This window comes from Streptomyces bottropensis ATCC 25435, assembly GCF_000383595.1.
Lineage (GTDB): Bacteria > Actinomycetota > Actinomycetes > Streptomycetales > Streptomycetaceae > Streptomyces > Streptomyces bottropensis.
Genome location: NZ_KB911581.1, coordinates 4,443,243 through 4,463,734, shown reverse-complemented (window position 1 = coordinate 4,463,734; position 20,492 = coordinate 4,443,243). Strand labels below are relative to the sequence as shown.

At 70.8% G+C, this 20,492-nt stretch carries 18 protein-coding genes; 7 read left to right on the top strand and 11 right to left on the bottom strand.

Going from position 1 to position 20,492, the window contains the following annotated elements; translation table 11 throughout:
* The 6 genes from STRBO_RS0119640 to STRBO_RS0119615 form a co-directional block, all read right to left on the bottom strand.
* Complete coding sequence (locus STRBO_RS0119640) at positions 1-1,449, bottom strand: amino acid permease (RefSeq protein WP_005474646.1); 1,449 nt, start codon at positions 1,447-1,449, stop codon at positions 1-3.
* The gene (locus STRBO_RS0119635; RefSeq protein ID WP_078531350.1) at positions 1,446-2,177 is read right to left on the bottom strand and encodes a FadR/GntR family transcriptional regulator; all 732 of its coding nucleotides are present in this window, start codon (positions 2,175-2,177) and stop codon (positions 1,446-1,448) included. Before STRBO_RS0119635 ends, STRBO_RS0119640 begins: the two co-directional genes overlap by 4 nt.
* A gap of 65 nt (positions 2,178-2,242) precedes the next feature.
* On the bottom strand, positions 2,243-3,076 hold the full coding sequence (locus tag STRBO_RS0119630; RefSeq protein WP_005474649.1) for an undecaprenyl-diphosphate phosphatase: 834 nt from the start codon (positions 3,074-3,076) through the stop codon (positions 2,243-2,245).
* 127 nt (positions 3,077-3,203) lie between these two features.
* On the bottom strand, positions 3,204-3,578 hold the full coding sequence (crcB, locus tag STRBO_RS0119625) for a fluoride efflux transporter CrcB (protein WP_005474650.1): 375 nt from the start codon (positions 3,576-3,578) through the stop codon (positions 3,204-3,206).
* Positions 3,575-4,171, bottom strand: a complete 597-nt coding sequence (gene crcB, locus STRBO_RS40260) for a fluoride efflux transporter CrcB (RefSeq protein ID WP_020114645.1) — start codon at positions 4,169-4,171, stop codon at positions 3,575-3,577. Before crcB (STRBO_RS40260) ends, crcB (STRBO_RS0119625) begins: the two co-directional genes overlap by 4 nt.
* 239 nt (positions 4,172-4,410) lie before the next feature.
* Positions 4,411-5,397 (bottom strand): SMP-30/gluconolactonase/LRE family protein, encoded by a 987-nt coding sequence (locus STRBO_RS0119615; protein ID WP_005474652.1) that lies wholly within the window; start codon positions 5,395-5,397, stop codon positions 4,411-4,413.
* Between the two features lie 110 nt (positions 5,398-5,507).
* Between STRBO_RS0119615 and STRBO_RS0119610 the strand changes: the two genes are divergently transcribed.
* Complete coding sequence (locus tag STRBO_RS0119610) at positions 5,508-6,341, top strand: ATP-grasp domain-containing protein (protein ID WP_005474653.1); 834 nt, start codon at positions 5,508-5,510, stop codon at positions 6,339-6,341.
* 71 nt (positions 6,342-6,412) lie between these two features.
* Here the strand turns inward: STRBO_RS0119610 and STRBO_RS0119605 are convergent, their stop codons facing one another.
* A complete protein-coding gene (locus tag STRBO_RS0119605) occupies positions 6,413-7,981 on the bottom strand; it encodes a glycoside hydrolase family 53 protein (protein ID WP_005474654.1) in 1,569 nt (522 codons plus the stop codon).
* A 131-nt stretch (positions 7,982-8,112) separates the two neighbouring features.
* Entirely contained in the window at positions 8,113-10,134 is a 2,022-nt protein-coding gene (locus tag STRBO_RS0119600; RefSeq protein WP_005474655.1) for a beta-galactosidase, read from the bottom strand.
* Between the two features lie 185 nt (positions 10,135-10,319).
* On the opposite strand from STRBO_RS0119600, the gene STRBO_RS0119595 reads away from it, so the two are divergent.
* Genes STRBO_RS0119595 through STRBO_RS0119580 form a run of 4 tightly spaced genes read left to right on the top strand, consistent with a single transcriptional unit; the run spans position 10,320 to position 14,540 of the window.
* A complete protein-coding gene (locus STRBO_RS0119595; protein ID WP_005474656.1) occupies positions 10,320-11,642 on the top strand; it encodes an extracellular solute-binding protein in 1,323 nt (440 codons plus the stop codon).
* Positions 11,639-12,610, top strand: coding sequence for a carbohydrate ABC transporter permease (locus tag STRBO_RS0119590; protein ID WP_005474659.1), 972 nt, complete (start codon positions 11,639-11,641; stop codon positions 12,608-12,610). Before STRBO_RS0119595 ends, STRBO_RS0119590 begins: the two co-directional genes overlap by 4 nt.
* Positions 12,607-13,512: a carbohydrate ABC transporter permease gene (locus STRBO_RS0119585; RefSeq protein ID WP_005474661.1), complete on the top strand. Its 906-nt coding sequence runs from the start codon at positions 12,607-12,609 to the stop codon at positions 13,510-13,512. The genes STRBO_RS0119590 and STRBO_RS0119585 overlap by 4 nt, the downstream gene beginning before the upstream one ends.
* Positions 13,509-14,540 carry a LacI family DNA-binding transcriptional regulator gene (locus STRBO_RS0119580; protein WP_020114644.1) on the top strand — a complete coding sequence of 344 codons (1,032 nt, stop codon included), beginning with the start codon at positions 13,509-13,511 and terminating at the stop codon, positions 14,538-14,540. Before STRBO_RS0119585 ends, STRBO_RS0119580 begins: the two co-directional genes overlap by 4 nt.
* Before the next feature lie 13 nt (positions 14,541-14,553).
* Here the strand turns inward: STRBO_RS0119580 and STRBO_RS0119575 are convergent, their stop codons facing one another.
* Positions 14,554-16,167: an MFS transporter gene (locus STRBO_RS0119575; RefSeq protein ID WP_020114643.1), complete on the bottom strand. Its 1,614-nt coding sequence runs from the start codon at positions 16,165-16,167 to the stop codon at positions 14,554-14,556.
* A 221-nt stretch (positions 16,168-16,388) separates the two neighbouring features.
* On the opposite strand from STRBO_RS0119575, the gene STRBO_RS0119570 reads away from it, so the two are divergent.
* Positions 16,389-17,189 carry a VOC family protein gene (locus STRBO_RS0119570; protein ID WP_005474675.1) on the top strand — a complete coding sequence of 267 codons (801 nt, stop codon included), beginning with the start codon at positions 16,389-16,391 and terminating at the stop codon, positions 17,187-17,189.
* Positions 17,190-17,212: 23 nt separating this feature from the next.
* On the opposite strand, the gene glgX is transcribed toward STRBO_RS0119570, so the two are convergent.
* Positions 17,213-19,339 carry a glycogen debranching protein GlgX gene (glgX, locus tag STRBO_RS0119565; protein WP_086016295.1) on the bottom strand — a complete coding sequence of 709 codons (2,127 nt, stop codon included), beginning with the start codon at positions 19,337-19,339 and terminating at the stop codon, positions 17,213-17,215.
* Positions 19,336-19,851 (bottom strand): hypothetical protein, encoded by a 516-nt coding sequence (locus STRBO_RS0119560; RefSeq protein ID WP_005474680.1) that lies wholly within the window; start codon positions 19,849-19,851, stop codon positions 19,336-19,338. The genes glgX and STRBO_RS0119560 overlap by 4 nt, the downstream gene beginning before the upstream one ends.
* Before the next feature lie 267 nt (positions 19,852-20,118).
* On the opposite strand from STRBO_RS0119560, the gene STRBO_RS0119555 reads away from it, so the two are divergent.
* The gene (locus STRBO_RS0119555; protein ID WP_005474681.1) at positions 20,119-20,454 is read left to right on the top strand and encodes a DUF5133 domain-containing protein; all 336 of its coding nucleotides are present in this window, start codon (positions 20,119-20,121) and stop codon (positions 20,452-20,454) included.
* Positions 20,455-20,492: the final 38 nt, after the last annotated feature.

Here is a 20,492-nt window from a genome sequence, read left to right as displayed (position 1 = left end):
TCACTTCTTCACTCCGGCCGACTGCTGGGCGACCCGGCGACGTACGCCGAACCACCCCGCGATCAGCGCCAACACGATGAGGGGGAGGCACAGCACGGTCGTGCGGCCCGCGCCGCCGTCCGCGTACATCAGGACGAGGACCGAGGCCAGGAAGAACAGGGTCACCAGTTCGGTCCACGGGGAGCCCGGCAGCCGGTAGCTCGGCCGGGTCAGCTCGCCCTTCTCGGTCTTCTGCCAGAACACCAGGTGACAGATCATGATCATGCCCCAGGTGCAGATGATGCCGATCGCGGCGAAGTTGAGCACGATCTCGAACGCGTCGGCCGGGACCACGAAGTTCAGCCCGACGCCGAGCACGCAGATACCGCTGGTGAGCAGGATGCCGCCGTAGGGGACCTGGCTGCGGCTCATCACGCCGGTGAACTTCGGGGCGGAGCCCGCCATCGCCATGGAGCGCAGGATACGGCCGGTGGAGTACAGGCCCGAGTTGAGCGAGGACATGGCCGCGGTCATCACGACCAGGTTCATGATGCCGCCGGCCGCCGGGATGCCGATGTTGGAGAGCACCGTGACGAAGGGGCTCTCGCCGGCCTTGTACGAGGACCAGGGCAGCAGCATCGCCAGCAGCAGGACGGAGCCGACGTAGAACAGACCGACGCGCCACATGATCGAGTTGATCGCCTTCGGCATGATCTTCTCGGGGTTCTCGGTCTCGCCCGCCGCCACGCCTACCAGTTCGACGGAGGCGTAGGCGAAGACGACACCCTGGATGATCAGCAGCATGGGCAGCAGACCGTTGGGGAAGATGCCGCCGTTGTCGGTGATCAGGGACGGGCCGGGGGTGTGGCCGTCGACGGGCTGCTGGGTCACCAGCAGGAAGATGCCGATCAGCATGAAGGTGACGAGTGCGCCGACCTTGATGATCGCGAACCAGAACTCCAGTTCGCCGAACATCTTCACCGAGATCAGGTTCACGGCGAGGACGACCCCGAGGGCGACGAGCGCGATCACCCACTGGGGGATGTCGGAGAACATGCCCCAGTAGTGGGTGTAGAGGGCGACCGCGGTGATGTCGGCGATACCGGTGGTGGCCCAGTTGAGGAAGTACATCCAGCCGGCCGTGTACGCGCCCTTCTCACCGAGGAACTCCCGGGCGTAGGACACGAAGGCGCCGGAGGAGGGCCGGTACAGGACCAGTTCGCCGAGGGCGCGGACGACGAGGAAGGCGAAGACTCCGCAGACCGCGTAGGCGATGAAGAGGGACGGGCCGGCGTCGACGAGACGGCCGCCGGCGCCGAGGAACAGGCCGGTGCCGATCGCTCCGCCGATGGCGATCATGTTGACGTGGCGGGACTTCAGGGACTTGCTGTAGCCGGCGTCTCCGGCGTCGACGTGGGCCGGGGACGTCCTGGTCTGTACGACGTCTTTGTCGAGGGACTGCTCGCTCACGCCTCGGGTCCGCCTTCCGTGGAACTCTCCGTGCGCGGGGAACGCACGATGTCGGTGAGGGTGGTCTCGACGCGGTCGAGGTGGTGGGACATGGCCTCCACCGCGTCGTGTTCGGAACCGTCGATCAGCGCCTCGACGATGGCCCTGTGCTCGCGGTTGGACTGCTCGCGCCGGCCGCCCAGCTCGTTGAGGAAGGCCGACTGGCGGGCCAGCGCGTCCCGGATCTCCTCGATCACCCGGCGGAACACCGGGTTCTGGGCGGCCTCTGCCACGGCCAGGTGGAAGAGGGAGTCCATCGCGACCCAGGCGGTCGTGTCGGTCTCCCGCTCCATCCGGTCCAGCAGATGGGCCAGGTGGTCCAGGTTCTCCGGGGTGCGGCGCACCGCCGCGTACCCGGCGACCGGGATCTCCACGTGCCGACGCACCTCCAGCAGGTCGCTGGCCGTGAAGTCGCCGAAGGTGGGGTCCTCGACGGCGTTCGCGATCACGAAGGTGCCCTTGCCGGTGCGGGACTGGGTCAGGCCCATCACCTGGAGCGCGCGGAGCGCCTCGCGGAGCACCGGACGGCTCACTTCGAGCTGCCGGCACAGCTCCGCCTCCGAGGGGAGCTTGTCCCCGATGGCGTACGTGCCGCGCTCGATGGCGTCGCGGAGGTGGGTGAGCACCGCTTCCATGGCGCTGACGCGCCGGGGTGCCGAGCCACCTGTCTGGCTGTCTGACAGGTTCACGGGGGTGATCCTGCGGGTGACGGAAGGGGGCTGTCAAGAGGTCAGGGATTTGATCTTCGAGCTGGTCAGCTCAGCCCGCCCGCGCCGAGCAGCCCGAAGAGGAGAACCCCGACGACGATCCGGTAGGCGACGAACACGTTGAAGGAGTGCCGGGTCACGAATGTCAGCAGCCACGCGACGGAGGCGTACGCGACCGCGAACGAGACGACGGTTCCGGCGATCAGCGGAGCCGCGCCCACCCCCGCGCCGAGGGCGTCCTTCAGCTCGTAGAGGCCCGCGCCGGTCAGGGCCGGTATGCCGAGGAAGAACGAGAGCCGGGTCGCCGCCACCCGGTCGAGGTCGAGCAGCAGCGCGGTGGACATCGTGGCGCCGGAGCGGGAGAAGCCGGGAAAGAGCAAAGCGAGGATCTGCGAACCGCCGACGAGCATCGCGTCCCGGAACCGGGTGTCCGCCTCCGCGCGTCGGCGCCGGCCCACCTGCTCCGCGACCCACATCACACCGCTGCCGACGATCAGCGAACCGGCCACCACCCACAGCGAGGCGAGCGGCCCCTCGATGAGGGACCGGGCGGCGAGCCCCACGAGCACGATCGGGATCGTCGCCGCGATCACCCACCACGCGAACCGGTAGTCACGGTCCTGCCGCTTCCCCGTGTGGCGGATCCCCCGGAACCAGGCGGAGCCGATCCGCGCGATGTCCCGCCGGAAGTAGACGAGCACCGCCGCGATCGCGCCGACCTGGATCACCGCCGAGAACCCGACGACGGCCTTGTCGTCGACCTGGATCCCCATGAGCCCTTCGGTGATCTTCAGATGCCCGGTGGAGGACACCGGCAGGAACTCCGTCACCCCCTCGACCGCTCCGAGGACGACGGCCTGACCGACGCTGATGGTGCTCATGGGGTCCAGTTCTGCTCGGCGAGGGCATGGCTGACGGGGGCATGGCCCAGGTGGGACCGGGCACGGGTCACGGCGACCGTGATCGCGCCGGGGAGGCAGTCGTACTACAACCGGGTAAGGGCCGCGCTCAGGCCCACAGGGCCCGCGCCACCGCCAGCCCCACGAAGACCGCGCCCAGGCCCGCCGTCACGCTCGCGACCACGTTGGCGACGGCGAGCGGACGGGCGCCGTCCTGGGCCAGCCGCAGGGTCTCGTACGAGAAGGTCGAGTACGTGGTGAGCGCCCCGCACAGTCCGGTGCCGAGCAGAAGCCGCAGGTGGGAGTCGGCGGCGCCGGCCGCGGCGGCGCCGGTGAGGGTGCCGAGGACCAGCGACCCGATGACGTTGACGGCGAACGTCCCCCACGGGAAGGCCGTGGCGTGCCGCGCCTGCACGGCGCGGTCGGTGAGATAGCGCAGGGGCGCGCCGATCATTCCGCCGACGATGACGAGCACCCAGTTCACGACGACCTCTTACCTTTCTCACGGGTTGCGGCGGGCCCGGTCCGGCGGGATGCGGCAGGCGCGGTCCGGCGGGGGGTCGCGGCGGGTCCGGTCCGCGGCAGGCGGCGGGCCGTCGCCGCCGCGAGCCAGACCGCCCCGAGGGCGGCGAGGAGGGTGGCGCCGAGATAGGCGAGGGCGGTGCCGGGACGGCCCTCCTCCATCAGGCGCTGGATGTCGACGGCGTACGTCGAGAAGGTGGTGAAGCCGCCGAGGACTCCCGTGCCGAAGAACGGCCGGACCAGGCGATGGACGGGCCGTCCCTCCGTGATCACGATCATGAAAAGGCCGATCACGAAGCAGCCGACGACGTTCACCCAGAACGTGGTCCAGGGAAAGCCGGCCGGGCCCGTGGGCCACAGGAGGGACGCGCCGTAGCGTGCCGTCGCGCCGATGCCGCCGCCGGCCGCCACGACCGCGACCACGGGAGCCTGCCCGTGCCAGGGGGCCGGGCGGGGCGGATCGGCCACGGGCGCGTCGGGGGACAGCGCGGGCTCGGCCCCGTCCGGCGCAAGGGATCGTGGGGCTTCGGGTCCGTCGGGGTGCGGTACCGACATGGGTGCGCGTCTCTCCTACTCGCCGGGGCCCGGCGTCCGCCGGGCGCGCTCCGTCGCAAGCAGGGACCGTTGGCGGCACGGTGCCGCGGTTCGGGTACGGCGGGCCCCACCGCCGCGCCGCGAGGGTGATCGCGGCCGGTCACCAGCCTAACGCGGCCGTACTTCGCCCCGCACCCGGCCGGTGCCGCGGGCCCCGGTCCGCGTCGGCGCTCCCCCTGGCCGTGGCCCCGCCGTCGCGCTCAGGCCGCCTTCGCCGGCAGCTCGCACACCGCGACGCCCCGCTCCCACAGGCTCCCGAGGATCAGCCGGCCGTCGGCGACGCAGGCGGCGGTGACCATGCGGTAGCGGGACCGGCGGTCGACGAGGGTGTGGACGACGTGTCCCTGGTCGTCGACCGCGACGACCCCGGCGAACCCGAGGGGCCGGTACGGCGCCCGCACCGCGACCCGGCTCGCGGCCCGCCGCACGGCCGGGCCCGCGCGGTGCAGACGGTCGAGGGCGCCGATGCGCGGCCCCGCCAACGCCACCCACATCAGCCCGTCGGGCCCGCGCCACATGTTGTCGGGGGTACCCGGCAGATCGTCGACGAACGGCTCGCTCGTGCCCGCCCGCGCCCCGGTGAGGTGGACGCGCGTCAGCCGGCGGGCGCCCGTCTGCGCGACCACCAGGAAGGACTCGTCGGCGGAGGGCGCGAGGCCGTTGGCGAACTGGAGCCCCTCCAGGACGACTTCGGGAGTGCTCTCGCCCGGCGCGAGGCGCAGCAGCCGCCCGGTTCCGGTGTGTTCGACGATGTCGCCGATCCACTGGTGGAGCGGGTAGCGGCGGCTGGAGACCGTGAAGTACACGGTCCCGTCGGAGAGCGCCACGACATTGCTGCAGAACCGCAGCCGCTCGCCGCCCGCCTCGTCGGCGAGCACCCGGACGGTGCCGTCGCCGGCCGTGACCCGCAGCAGCCCCCGCTCGGCGTCGCACACCAACAGGTCGCCGTCCGGGAGGAGTTCGAGGCCGAGCGGCCTGCCCCCGGTCTCGGCGACCGTCTCGACCCGCGCCCGCCCCGGTTCCGCGAGCCCGTCCACCCGCAGCACGCGACCGTCCTCCACCCCGGTCAGCACCCGTCCGCGCTCGTCGACGATCACGTCCTCGGGTCCGCGCCCGCCGATCCCGACGAACGCCGTCGCCCGGAGTCCGGCACCCCGTGAGTCCGTGCCGCCCGCCACGCCCGTCATGTCCGCCTCCTGGTATCCGCCCGCTGCCCCGCCGGTCCATCCTGGCAGGCGGCCGGGCCGTCCCAGGCGACCTCGGGTTAAGTTGGCCGTCACCGACCAGGGAGAGTGCCGTGCCCGCCCGCCCCCGCCTGCTGTACGTCACCGACCTCGCCTATGCGGCCCGCGGGCGGCGCTACTGCGACGAGGACGTCTTCCTCACCTCCCGGCTGCGCGCGGACTTCGACCTCGCCCTGTGCCATCCGCTGGACGCGGCGGCCCTGCTGGACGGCTTCGACGCGGTCGTGGTCCGCAACAGCGGTCCCGTCCTGCACCACCAGGAGGCGTACGACGCCTTCCGCGCGCGGGCGACGGCACTGGGCACCCCCGTCTACAACCCGCTGACCGGCCGCGCCGACATGGTCGGCAAGCAGTACCTGCTGGAGCTGACCGAGGCCGGGTACCCGGTCATCCCGACCGTCGACAGGGCCGAGGACCGGGGGCGGCTGCCCGAGTCCGACACGTACGCCGTCAAGCCGAGGGCCGGCGCGGACTCGATCGGGCTGCGCTTCGTGACCGGTGCCGAACTGGCGGGCCTGGCCTGGGGCGACGACCTGGTGCAGCCACGCGTCGACTTCCGCTACGAGGTGTCGTTCTACTACGTCGACGACACCTTCCAGTACGCCCTGTACGCGCCCGACCCCGACCGACGCTGGGTCCTGGAGCCCTACGAGGCCTCGGCGGCCGACCTGGCCTTCGCCCGGCGCTTCATCGACTGGAACACCCTCGACCACGGCATCCAGCGGGTGGATGCCTGCCGCACCCAGGAGGGCGGCCTCCTCCTGGTCGAACTGGAGGACCTCAACCCCTACCTCTCGCTGGACCGCGTCCCCGAGCCGGTCCGGGACACCTTCGTCGCCGCCATGACCGCCTCGCTGCATGGCTTCCTGGGCACGGCCGGCGGCTGAACGACCGGAGGGCCGTGAACGACCGAAGGGCCGCACGCCTCGGCGTGCGGCCCTGACTCAGCGGCGGTCCACTACCGGTGACCGAACCAGGCCATCGCCGGAAGGGCCCTGTCGTCGTACCCGAACAGCGCCTGGTTCTCCCATCCGTTCCCGGAGGCGGCGTCCGTCGGGTCCCATCCGTTGCCCGCGACGGCGGTCCACGTCGACTCCCAGTAGAAGACCCCGAGGCCACGGCCGTTGGGGACGGCCTCCACGATGCTCGCGACGTCCTTCATCCACCGGGTCTGGCCGGCGGTCGTGGCCGGGTAGCCGGAGACCAGCTCGCCGGACTGGTCGATGATGTTCTCGTGCGCGTCCTCGCTGTCCAGCCGGAACGGGTAGGCCGTCTCGGCGAGGAACACCGGCTTGCCGTACCGGGAGGCCGCGTCGTCCAGTGTGGTCTGGAAGTCCGCCAGCGTGCCGTGCCAGTACCCGTAGTACGACAGGCCGATGACGTCGAACTTCACGCCGCCTGAGACGGCGTTGTCGAACCACCAGCGGGTGCCCGACAGATCGCCGCCCTTGGCGAGGTGCAATGCCACCTGGGTGGTGGAGTTGACGGCCTTGACCGCGTCGTAACCGGAGTTGAGCAGTCCGGCGAGCTGCGACCAGTTGGAGGTGGAGCCGGCGGACCAGAGCATGCCGCCGTTGATCTCGTTGCCGACCTGGACCATGTCGGCGGTGGTGCCCTGGGACTTGAGGGCGTTGAGCACGTCGTAGGTGTGGTTGTAGACGTCCGTCCTCAACTGGCTGTAGCTGTGCCCGGTCCACGCGGACGGCACGGTCTGGGCGCCGGGGTCGGCCCAGGTGTCCGAGTAGTGGAAGTCGACCAGCAGCTTCATGCCCTGCGCCTTGACGCGCTTGGCGGCGGCCAGCACGCGGGCCTTGTTGTTGTAGCCGTCGGCGGGGTTCACCCAGACCTTGACGCGGGCGTAGTTCTGACCGGCGTTCTTCAGGACGGCGAGCGCGTCGCCGGTGGCCCCGGAGCCGTTCCTGTAGACGCCGCCCTTGGCCTCGCTCTTGACGAGGGAGGACACGTCCGAGCCCTTGATGGCCAGGCCCGTCGATCCGGACGTGAAGGTCAGGTCGTCGACGTTGAGCCAATTGCCCGCGTTGGCGTCGGAGTTGACGCTGATGGTGCACTGGCTGTTCGTCACGGCGACGGAGGTGACGATCCGGATCCAGCCGCTGGAGGAGACCGGGATGTCGGTGCGCTGTTCGGCGCTGCCGCAGTTCTTCAGCGCGAGGTACGCGGAGTTCTGGCCGCCGCCGGAACGCACCCACGCGGTGAGCTTGTAGGTGCCGTTGGTCAGGCCGGACAGGTACTGGAAGGTCTCCACCCTGTAGGCCGAGGCCGACCAGTGGCTGAGGCGGTAACTGCCGCCGTGGCCACCGGACTCGGTGAAGGAGGCGGAGTTCTGCCCGGCCGCCGAGTACGTCGACCAGCCGGCCGGCGTCGCGGTCCCGGTGCCGCCGGACTCGAAGCCCCCGTTGGTGAGGGTGGAGGCCGCGGCTGCCGGGCCGGCGGGCAGGCCGGTCAGCGCCAGACCTGCGAACAGCGGTATGAGCAGGGCCCTGAGGGCGCGTCTCGCGTGGAACATCGTCGTCCCTTCGACGAAGGTGGGGACCTGGTTGCATGGTGCTGAGGCGGCGCCGCACCCGAAGGCCGTGGGCGCGGCGCCGCCGGTACCGGCCGGAAGTCCCCAGAGATCCGGCCGGTGTTCGGGGGTGGTCAGGCGTCGAGGCGTACGACCCTGACGCCACCGGCGGGGACGGCGAGACGGCCCGCCGCGCGTTCGCCGGTGAGGAGTTCGGTGCCGTCGGTGTCGAGCGGCACCTTCGTGTCGGCCGTGGTGTGGTTGATCGCGAAGAGGAAGTCGCCGGACTCACCCGCCCGGCGCACCACTTCGACGTCGCGCGGCAGGTCGCCGCGGGGCGCGAGGCCGGCGTCGTCGGCGGCCCAGCCGAGCAGCGCGTCCAGGCCGTGCGCGTCGAGGCGGGTCGACACGTACCAGGCGGAGCCCTCGCCGAGCCGGTGCCGGGTGACGGCGGGCCGCCCGGCGGTGAGGCCGTCGGCGTACGTCCACACGGGTTCGGCGCCCCGCGGCACCACGAACTCCGTCCACACGTCGCCGGTGAGTTCGGAGCCGTCGGGGCCGGTGATACGGACGCTCTCCCCGCCCAGCAGCGGCGAGAACTCCTCGACGGTCAGGCCGAGCACGTCCCGCAGGGCGCCGGGGTACGGGCCCTCGTGGACGGCGTCGTGCTCGTCGACGATGCCCGAGAAGTAGGAGACGACGAGGGTGCCGCCGTTCTCGACGTACGCCTTCAGGTTGTTCCCGGCCGCTTCGGTCATCAGATACAGCGCGGGAACGACGACAAGGGGATAGGCCGACAAGTCGGCTTCCGGGCGGGCGAAGTCGACCGTGAGATGGCGGTCGTAGAGGGTCTCGTAGAAGGCGTCGGCGCGTTCGCGGGCCTCGTGGTCCTCGCTGGGGCGCCAGGCGAGGTTCTGTGCCCACCAGGAGTTCCAGTCCCACACGACGGCCACGTCGGCGACGGTCCGGCTGCCCCGGATCTGGCTGAGGGAGTCCAGGGAGGCGCCCAGTTCGACGACCTCGCGCCAGACCCTGGTCTCGGTGCCGGCCTGCGGCAGCATCGCCGAGTGGAACTTCTCGGCGCCGCGCCGGGACTGCCGCCACTGGAAGAACATGGCGCCGTCGGAGCCGCGCGCCACATGGGCGAGGGAGTTGCGGGCCATCTGGCCGGGGGCCTTGGCGGGGTTGCGGGCCTGCCAGTTGACGCCCGAGGTGGAGTGCTCCAGGAGCAGCCAGGGGGCGCCGTCGCCGACCGAGCGGGTCAGGTCGGCGGCCATGGCCAGGTTGACGTGGGTGCGGCGGCCGTCGGTGATCAGGTAGTGGTCGTTGGTGACGAGGTCGACCTCGCGGCCCCAGGCCCAGTAGTCGAGGGAGTCGCACTGACTGAGGGCGGTCATGAAGTTGGTGGTGACCGGGATGCCCGGAGCCAGGCGGTGCAGGATGTCCCGCTCGGTCACGAAGTTCTCGCGGATGGTCTCGTCGGCGAACCGCTTGTAGTCGAGGGCCTGGCCCGGGTTGCCCACCGTGGGAGTCACGCGTGGCGGGTTGATCTGCGCGAAGTCGGTGTAGTGCTGGCCCCAGAAGGCCGTCCCCCAGGCCTTGTTGACAGCCTCGACGTCGCCGTACACACGCTCCAGCCAGCGGCGGAAGTGCGCGGCGCAGGAGTCGCAGTAGCAGGCGGAGACGGGGACGCCGTACTCGTTGTGCACGTGCCACAGGGCGAGCGCCGGGTGGTCGGCGTAGCGCTCGGCGAGCTTCGTGGTGATGGTCGCGGCGGCGGCGCGGTAGTCGGCGTTGCTGTGGCAGATGGCGCCCCGGGAGCCGAACTCGTACCGCGTGCCGTCCGCGGCCACGGGCAGCGCCTCGGGGTGCTCGCGGTAGAACCAGACGGGCGGGACGACGGTGGGGGTGCCGAGGTCGGCGCGGATGCCGTTGTCGTGGAGGAGGTCGAGCAGACGGTCCAGCCAGGCGAAGTCGTACACCCCTGGTGCGGTCTCCAGCAGGGCCCAGGAGAAGATCCCGACACTCACCATCGTGACGCCGGCCTCGCGCATCAGCCGGACGTCCTCGTGCCAGACGTCTTCCGGCCACTGCTCGGGGTTGTAGTCCCCACCGAAGGCGAGCCTGGTGAGGCCAGTGGGGGTGGTCTCCGGCATGGATCTCTCCCGTTGGGTTGATCATCTGGGAACGTGCACACACAGTTGCAGCGCTGTGAGCCCAACATAACCGCACAGCAACAACCATTGACAAGTGTCCGGGATGTTTCTCTACTGTGAACGCTCACAGAAGCATGACACGGTCATCGCAGCGGGCGAGGACCCAGGTCAGGGGAGAACGATCCATGCCCAACATCACGAACCACCGGCGTTTTGTGGCCACTGCCGTCGCCGTCACACTCGGCGCCACGACCCTGGCCGCCTGTGGCGGGTCCGACGACGACAGCGAGGCCCAGTCGGGGCCGGCGAAGCTGACGTACTGGACCTGGACGCCGGGCATGGACAAGGTCGTCGACCTGTGGAACAAGGGGCCCGGCAAGGAGCAGCAGATCACCGTCACGGTGAAGAAGCAGGCCTCCGGCGACACCCTGGTCACCAAGATCCTCACCGCGCACAAGGCGGGCAAGGGCCCCGACCTGGTGCAGGCCGAGTACCAGGCACTGCCGACACTGGTCAGCAATGACGCGGTGGCCGACATAGCGGACGAGGCGAAGGACGCCGAGGGCAAGTTCGCCGACGGTGTGTGGCAGCAGACGACGCTGGGCTCGGACGCCGTCTACGCGATCCCGCAGGACATCGGGCCGATGATGTTCTACTACCGCGAGGACCTGTTCAAGAAGTACGGCCTCGAAGTCCCCAAGACCTGGGACGAGTTCGCCGGGACCGCGCGGAAGCTGAAGAAGGCGGACCCGGACGTCGACCTGACCACCTTCTCCGCGAACGACTCCGGCCTCTTCGCCGGTCTCGCCCAGCAGGCGGGCGCCAAGTGGTGGACCACCGAGGGCCAGAAGTGGAAGGTCGGCATCGACGACGCGGCGACGCAGCGGGTCGCCGACTTCTGGGGCGGTCTCGTCGAGGAGGGCGCCGTCGACAACCAGCCGATGTACACCCCGGCCTGGAACAAGGCGCTCAACACCGGCAAGCAGATCGCCTGGGTCAGCGCCGTGTGGGCGCCGGGCACCCTGACCACCGCCGCGCCCGACACCAAGGGCAAGTGGAAGGTGGCGCCGCTGCCGCAGTGGTCCTCGTCCGAGAACGTGACCGGCAGCTGGGGCGGTTCCTCGACCGCCGTCACCACGGACTCGAAGAACCAGGGCGCCGCCGCCAGGTTCGCCACCTGGCTGAACACCGACCCCGAGGCGCTCACCGCGCTGGCGAAGGAGGGCGGCATCTACCCGGCCGCCACCACAGCGCAGACCAGCGACGCGTTCGCCGAGCCGCCGGCCTTCTTCTCCGGCCAGGCCGACTTCTACACGACGGCCTCCGAGATCGCGAAGACCACCGCGCCCTCAGCATGGGGGCCGAACGTGAACGTCGCCTACACCACGTTCAAGGACGCGTTCGGCGCCGCCGCCAAGAACAAGTCGGACTTCGGCACCGCCCTGAAGAAGATGCAGGACGACACGGTCGCCGACATGAAGAAGCAGGGCTTCGAGGTCGCTCAGTGACGACGGCACGCCGGAGGTCGTACGGGGTCGAGGGGGCCCCGTACGCCCACCCGTCCCCCACCACCCGCAGACCGGCGCGCGGCGCCCCCTATGTCTTCCTCCTTCCCGCCACGCTCCTCTTCGCCCTCTTCTTCGCGCTCCCGATCGGCTACGCGGTCTGGCTCAGTCTGCACAAGGTGCAGGTCAAGGGCCTGGGTCTCGGTGCGGGCGCGCGCAGCGAGGTGTGGGCGGGCCTGGAGAACTACACCGACGCGCTGACCGACTCCGAGCTGCTCGACGGCACCCTGCGCGTCCTCGGCTACGGCGCGATCGTGGTCCCCGTCATGCTCGGTCTGGCGCTGGTCCTCGCGCTGATGCTGGACAGCGACAAGGTCCGGCTCGCCCCCTTCACCCGGCTGGCGATCTTCCTCCCCTACGCCGTGCCGGGCGTGGTGGCGGCCCTGCTCTGGGGCTTCCTCTACCTCCCGGACGTCAGCCCCTTCTACTTCGTGCTGGAGAGGCTGGGGCTGCCGCAGCCGGACCTGCTGGACGGCGGCGGGCTGTACGCGGCGCTGTCGAACATCGCGATCTGGGGCGGCACCGGCTTCAACATGATCGTCATCTACACCTCGCTGCGGGCGATCCCCACCGAGGTGTACGAGGCGGCGAAGCTCGACGGCGCGACACCGCTGCAGATCGCCCTGCGGATCAAGATCCCGATGGTGGCGCCCTCGCTGGTGCTGACCTTCTTCTTCTCCATCATCGCCACGCTCCAGGTGTTCAGCGAACCGACCACCCTCAAGCCGCTCACCAACTCCGTGTCCACGACGTGGAGTCCGCTGATGAAGGTGTACCGGGACGCGTTCGGCGAGGGCGACATCCACTCGGCCGCGGCCGGCGCGGTGATCATCGCGGCGGCCACCCTGGTCCTCTCCTTCGGGTTCCTGAGGGCCGCGAACTCCCGGAACAAGCAGGAGGCAGCACGATGAGTTCTCTTGCCGTCCACAAGGCAGCTTCGACGGCGGGCACCACGCCCGGCACCGCCCAGGGCCCGCCGCTGCGCCGCCGGATCGCCCTCGTCCCGACGCTCACCCTGCTGCTGGGTGCGATCTACTGCCTGCTGCCCGTGGCCTGGGTGCTGATCGCGGCCACCAAGTCGGGCAGCGAGCTGTTCTCCACCTTCACGTTCCTGCCGGGCAGCGGCTTCGCCGACAACCTGTCCGACCTGAACGCCTACCGCGACGGCATCTACTGGCAGTGGATGGGCAACTCCGCCCTCTACGCCGGCCTCGGCGCCCTGCTGTCGACGGCCGTCTCCGCGATCAGCGGGTACGCGCTGGCGATCTACCGCTTCAAGGGCCGCGAGACCGTCTTCAACGTGCTGATGGCGGGCGTGCTGATGCCGCCGGTGATCCTCGCGATCCCGCAGTACCTGCTGATGGCGAAGGCGGACCTCGCCGACAGCTACTGGTCGGTGCTGCTGCCGCTGGTCCTCTCCCCGTACGGCGTGTACCTGTCCCGGATCTACGCCGCCGCGGCCGTCCCCTCCGACGTGGTCGAGGCGGGCCGGATGGACGGGGCGGGCGAGTGGCGGATCTTCACCCGGATCGCGCTGCCGATGATGGTGCCGGGTCTGGTGACGGTCTTCCTGTTCCAGTTCGTGGCCGTGTGGAACAACTTCCTGCTGCCCTACATCATGCTCAGCGACGACGAGAAGTTCCCCATCACACTCGGTCTGTTCACGCTCCTCGAACAGGGCGCGAACACTCCGGCGCTCTACACCCTGGTGATCACCGGTGCGCTGCTCGCGGTGATCCCGCTGATCGCGCTCTTCCTGGTCATCCAGCGCTTCTGGAGCCTCGATCTGCTCTCCGGAGCCGTAAAGTCATGACCATGAGCAACACCGGGGGCAGGCGCAGGGCGCCGACCATTCACGATGTGGCGCGCGAGGCGGGAGTCTCCCGGGGGACGGTCTCGCGTGTGCTCAACGGTGGTCACTACGTCAGCCCGGCGGCCGCCGAAGCGGTCAACGCCGCGATCCGGAAGACGGGTTACGTCGTCAACCGGCACGCCCGCTCGCTGATCACGGGCCGCTCCGACTCGATCGGCTTCCTGCTCACGGAACCGCAGGAGAAGCTGTTCGAGGACCCCAACTTCAATGTGCTGCTGCGCGGTTGCACCCAGGCGCTGGCCGCGCACGACATCCCCCTGCTGCTGATGGTCGCCGGCACGGAGGACGAGCGGCGCCGGATCACGCGGTACATCACGGCCGGCCACGTCGACGGGGTGCTGCTGGTGTCCAGCCACTCCGGGAACCCGGTCGCCCAGGAACTGCGCGAGGCGGGGATCCCCCTGGTCCAGTGCGGCAAGCCCATGGCGCCCGGCTCCAAGGTGAGTTACGTGGCCGCCGACGACCGGGACGGCGCCCGTGACATGGTGCGCCATCTGCTGTCGCTGGGCCGCCGCCGCGTCGGCGTCGTGACCGGGCCGCTGGACACCCCCGGTGGCGTCGACCGGCTCGCCGGGTACAGGGAGGTCCTCGGGGAGGCGGGCGTCGAGATCGACGAGCGGCTCATCGTCTCCGGCGACTACAGCAGGTCCAGCGGCGAGGCGGGCACCGAACGGCTGCTGGCCCGTGCACCCGACATGGACGCCGTGTTCGTGGCCTCCGACCTGATGGCACAGGGCGCCCTGGCCGCGCTGCGCCGCGCGGGCCGCCGGGTCCCCGAGGACGTGGCCGTGGGCGGTTTCGACGACTCGGCGGCGGCGACGGAGGCCGTCCCCGCCCTCACCACCATCCGCCAGCCCTACGACCGCATCAGCAACGAGATGGTGCGGGTGCTGCTGGCCCAGATCGGCGGCGAGGATCCGGCGGCGGTGATCCTCCCGACGGAGCTGGTGCGGCGGGAGTCGACCTGAGGCACGGTGGACGTCAGTGGTCGGCGGGCACCCGTCGTGGCTCGGACGCCTCTTCGGTGACCCGGGTCCCGGGGTGCCGCAGGGCGCAAAGGAACCCGATGCCGAGCGCGATGGCCATCCCGTAGAACACCCACTGGTTGGCCTCGGCGAAGTCCATGCGGATGGCGTCCATCGAGTCGCGCATCGCCGTGGCGACGCGGCCGTCGCCGCTGGGCGCCTGGCTGTCCGGGTTGCCGGTGACCGACTCGGCGATGTCGCGGGCGGCTTCCTGTGCCGTGTCGTCCGGCACGCCTCTGGAGGTCAGCGTCCCGACGACGTTGTCGGTGGTGACGTGCGTGAGGATCGTGCCGAACACGGCGAGGCCCACGGCCGCCGCGTAGTTGCGCACGGTCTGGGTGATGCCGGTGACCTCGCCGTAGGAGGCGTCGAGGGAGCGGTTGACGGCGTCGGTGGAGGCGGGCGCGAGCAGGAGGCCGATCCCGGCGCCGGCGAGGGCGGCGTAGGGCCACTGGTTGTGCATCGACAGGTCCGTCAGCTTGCTCGCCCACAGGGCGAAGCCGACCGCGCCGAGAGCCGTGCCCAGTTTCATCGCGGGCCGCGCGCCCCGCCGGTCGAGGATGTGGCCGCCCCACTGGGAGGCGAGCCCGAAGCCGACGAAGAAGTACAGCAGGAACAGCGCGGCCTGGTTGGGCGAGGCGCTGAGCGAGACCTGCGCGTACACCGACGCGAAGAAGAACACCGGGACGAAGGCGATCATCGCGAAGAACAGGACGGCCGCGTCGACGCTGAACGCCTGGTCACGAAAGACGTGGAGCTTGATGAGCGGTTCGTCGACGCGGAGTTCGTAGGCGCAGAACAGCACGAGGACGGCGAGCCCGCCGACGATGCAGGCCCAGGTGGCGGCGCTGCTCCAGCCCCAGGAGGAGGCCTGTTGCAGACCGAACACGCTCAGGCCCATGCCGACGGCGACCAGCACGGCGCCGGGCAGGTCGAGGCGTTCGCGGCGGGCCCGGTGGGGGATGTGGGCCAGTGCGGTCAGGACGAGGGCGACGAGCGCGACGGGCACGTTGACCCAGAAGATCGCCCGCCAGGTCCAGTCGGTGAGCCAGCCGCCGAGGAGCGGTCCGAGCGCGGTGAGGGCGCCGGACAGACCGAAGAACAGGGCGAGGGCCCTGCCGCGCTTGTCCACCGGGAAGACGGCCACGACGACGGCGAGCGCGGCGGGGAACATCAGCGCGGCGCCCAGCCCCTGTGTGGCACGGAACGCGATCAGCCAGGCCAGCGCGAAGCTGTCGTCGGGGACACAGCCGCAGAGCACCGAGGAGATCACGAAGACCAGGGTGCCGATCACCATCATCCGGCGGTGTCCGACGATGTCGGCGAGCCGCCCGCCGAGCGCGAAGAACGCGGCCAGGGCGAGCAGATAGGCGTTGACCACCCACTGCATGCCCGAGGAGGAGAGACCGAGTTCGTCCACGATGCTCGGGGCGGCGATCGCCACGATGGTCTGGTCGATGAAGGTCATCGAGACGGCGAACAGCATCGCCGCCAGAGCCATGCTCTGGTGGGGCGCCGAGGAGCCGGAGGCGACCGGCCCGGGCGCGGAATCTTCCCTTGTGTCGGCCATGAGTGGAATCTTCCTCGCATCCGGCGCGCGGCGCACGCGCGAGGGCCCGCGGTGACCCCACGGAACCCCCGGTCACCACCCGAACGGTCGTCCGAAGATCGCGTCCCCACCGGGATCGGAACGCCGACACGGGGGTACTCGACGCGCACCGGCCCCGGATCCGGTTGGACACTGGAGTGCGGCCGGGGTGTGCCGGCGGACGAGACCAGGACACGACTGCCATGAACAACGACAGCGATTTCGGAGGCGCGGAGAACGTCGTCTCCAGCCATTCCGTCTTCGGGGCCCCCTGCTGGGTCACCCTCACCAGCCGGGACCTGCCGGCCACGGAGAACTTCTACGCGGCCGTGCTGGGCTGGCGATGGCGTACTGCCAAGCTCGGCGACCACTTCCGGATCGCGCTGGCGGACGGTGTGCCGGTCGCCGGGATCGCCGGGGTGGCGTCCCTGTGGCAGATGGCGGTGGCCTGGACCCCGTACTTCGCCGTGTCCGACGCGGACGCGGCGGCGTCCCGGGCCCGGGAGCGCGGCGGCACGGTCGCGGTCGGCCCCCTGTCCTTCCCGCCCGGCCGGGCGGCCCTGCTGGCGGACCGGCACGGTGCCTCCTTCGGGATCTGGGAGGGCGCGCTGTTCACCGACTGGGAGACCTGGCGCAAGGCGGCTCCGGCCTTCATCCGGCTGCACACCCGCGACGCCTTCGACGCCGCGATCTTCTACGGCGAGGTCCTGGAGTGGGCCACCGAGAAGCCCGGCTGCTGCGAGGTCCACTACGAGGGGAACGAGGTCGTCCTGCGCAGCGAGGGCGAGGCCGTGGCCCGGATCACCTCCGGCGCGCTGGAGGCCGCGCCGGACCCCACGATCCGCCCGCACTGGCAGGTGCACTTCTCCGTCTCCGACGTGGCGGCCCGGGTCGAGGCCGCCCAGCACCACGGTGGCACGATCCTGACCCACGACGCGGACGAGGCGGTGCTCCGCGACCCGGACGGCGCCCAGTTCACGATCACGTCACGCACCAGGCGCTGACCGCCGCCGCGTCCCGGCACGGGTCAGCCGCCCCGCGGTGGCCGTGACAGCAGCACCAGGCTCCGGGCCTCGACGGTGATCTCCGTACCCGCCTTGTGCTCGGACTCGTCGGGGACTCCGTCCGGCTCCGCCGCCGTGTCCACGAGGCTCACCCACACCTCGCCGTACGCGGCGCCCGGCAGGCGGAAGTCCTTCGGCTCCCAGTGGCTGTTGAACAGCAGCAGGAAGGAGTCGTCGACGACCGGGCCGCCGTGGGGGTCGGGTTCGGCGATGGCGTCGCCGTTGAGGAAGACGGCCACGGCGTGCGCGTCGGAGCGGTCCCAGTCGGCGTCGGTCATCTCGGTGGCGTCCGGCAGCAGCCACACCAGGTCGGGCAGCGGCCGGCCCGCGCGGGTGGGTGTGTCGCCGCGGAAGAAGCGGCGGCGGCGCAGCACGGGGTGGGCGGCCCGCAGGGCGATGAGGTCGCGGGTGAACGCGAGCAGCGCGCGGCGTTCGGGGTCGGGCCGCCAGTCGACCCACGAGACCTCGTTGTCCTGGCAGTAGGCGTTGTTGTTGCCGCGCTGGGTGCGGCCGGACTCGTCGCCGTGGCAGATCATCGGGATGCCCTGCGAGAGCAGCAGCGTGGCCAGGAGGTTGCGCTGCTGGCGGGCGCGGAGCGCGCGGACGCGCGGATCCTTGGTGGGGCCCTCGACACCGCAGTTCCAGGACCGGTTGACGCTCTCGCCGTCCCGGCCGCCCTCGCCGTTGGCCTCGTTGTGCTTGTCGTTGTACGAGACCAGGTCGCGCAGGGTGAAACCGTCGTGCGCGGTGACGAAGTTGACGCTGGCGCGCGGACGGCGCCGGCTGTGCTCGTACAGGTCGGCGGAGCCGGTCAGGCGGGAGGCGAACTCGCCGAGCGTGTGCGGGCGTCCGCGCCAGAAGTCCCGGACGGCGTCGCGGTACTTGCCGTTCCACTCCGACCACAGGGGCGGGAAGTTGCCGACCTGGTAGCCGCCCTCGCCCACGTCCCACGGCTCGGCGATGAGCTTGACGCGGCTGATCACGGGGTCCTGCTGGATCAGGTCGAAGAACGCGGAGAGGCGGTCGACCTCGTGGAACTGCCGGGCCAGCGTGGCCGCGAGGTCGAAGCGGAAGCCGTCGACATGCATCTCGGTGACCCAGTACCGCAGCGAGTCCATGATCAGCTGGAGGACGTACGGGTGCCGCATCAGCAGGCTGTTGCCGGTGCCGGTGGTGTCGTAGTAGTGGCCCCAGTCGCCGTCCACCAGCCGGTAGTACGAGGAGTTGTCCAGGCCCCGGAAGGAGAGGGTGGGGCCCTTCTCGTTGCCCTCGGCGGTGTGGTTGTAGACGACGTCGAGAATGACTTCGAGGCCGGCCGCGTGCAGGGCCTTGACCATCGACTTGAACTCGGTGACCTGCTGGCCCCGGGTGCCGTGGGCGGCGTAGGCGTTGTGGGGCGCGAAGAAGCCGATGGTGTTGTAGCCCCAGTAGTTGCTGAGGCCCCGGTCCTGGAGGACGCCGTCCTGGGCGAACTGGTGCACCGGCATCAGCTCGATCGCGGTCACCCCCAGCGAGGTGAGGTGCTCGACGACGGCGGGGTGGGCCAATGCGGCGTAGGTGCCGCGCAGTTCGGTGGGGACGTCCGGGTGGGTGCGGGTGAGGCCGCGGACGTGGGCCTCGTAGACGACGGTGTCGGCGTAGGACCGACGGGGCGGCCGGTCGTCCCCCCAGTCGAAGTACGGGTCGGTGACCACGCCGAGCATGGTGTGCCCGGCGCTGTCGGCACCGGGCTCGTACAGGGAGGGGTGGTTGTCCGTCTGCCCGTCCACGGCCCTGGCGTACGGGTCCAGCAGGAGCTTCGCCGGGTCGCAGCGGTGGCCGGCGGCGGGGTCCCAGGGGCCGTGCACCCGGTAGCCGTAGCGCTGCCCGGGTCCGACGCCGGGGAGGTGGCCGTGCCAGACGAACCCGTCGACCTCGGTGAGCGCCACCCGGCGGTGGGCGCCGCCGTCGTCCACGAGGACCAGGTCGACGCGTTCGGCCACCTCGCTGAACAGCGCGAAGTTGGTGCCGGTGCCGTCGTAGGAGGCACCCAACGGGTAGGGGTGCCCGCTCCACACGGGCACCCCTTTCCGGTCCGGTCGCACGGTCACCGCGCGGCCTCGCACGCGTCCGGCGCCTCGCCGACGGGCACGCCGGCGAGCAGGGCCACGTGCGTCGCACGGGGCACCTGGAGCACCTCGCGCAGGGCCGGTTCGGGCACGGTCGGCACCAGGGGCACGTTCTGGTCGACCGGCGCCCGCTGGGTGAACCAGATGACCGTGCTGCCCGTGGCCGTCGAGCAGCAGCCCCAGCCGTCGCTGAGCGCGGCGATACGGGTCAGGCAGGGGCGCAGCTCCCGGTCCGGGCGCATCTCCCGGTCGTTCGCGCCCATCGCCGCGATCAGGTGCTGGCCGTTCCACCACATCTCGACCGAGGCCTTCTTGTCCGCCGCGTGCTCCTCGATGGCGCGCAGCAGCAGTTCGGCACTGTGGCAGACGGTTTCCGCGAGGGGCTCCAGGTCCCAGAACCGGAGGTGGGCGGCCAGGATGCGCCCGACCTGGCCGACCCGTTCCGGACCGACCTCCACGTCGAGGTGGTAGTAGCGAGGCACTGCGGTCTTCATCGTCGTTGGCTCCTCACCGACGAAGCTCCCGCCCCATGAGCACGAAGCGTGAGCACCGGTTACTTCTGAGTCAGCTCCAGAGTGGGAGTGCTACGCCATTCGTGCAACACGAGCGACCCGTGGGGTAGTTGAAGAACCAACAAGACGGCCGGTGGTTACCTGTGCACCATGAGTGAAGGCATCGGCTCCGTCAGGCGCCGGTGCACCTCCATGCACGACCTCCCCCGGGAAGCGTGCTCCGCCGAGAGTGCCGGGAGGGACCAGCACATGCTGCTGCCCGCCAAGAACGAGGTGGCCAGACATCTGCGGCGCTACCGCACCTGGGAACGCGCGATGCTCGCGTCCCCGACCGACCGCGCGGCCCGGGACAATTTCGAGGACTCGGGCTACACGCTGTGCGTGCTGATGGGCAAGCGCTGCGCCCGGGAGGCCGTGACGGCCGCCGAGCGCTACCTCCAGACGAGCCTGCCCGCCTATCTCCAGGAGCAGACGGGCCGTCCCCAGCAGGAACAGAACGGCAAGACCCGTAAGGACCAGTCCGGCAAGACCCGTTCCGCCCGACGCGGTCCGCCGTCCGGGCAGCGTTTCACGGCAGGGCGGTAGGACCCGTTCAGTACCCGTTCGGCCCAGCGCCGACCCCC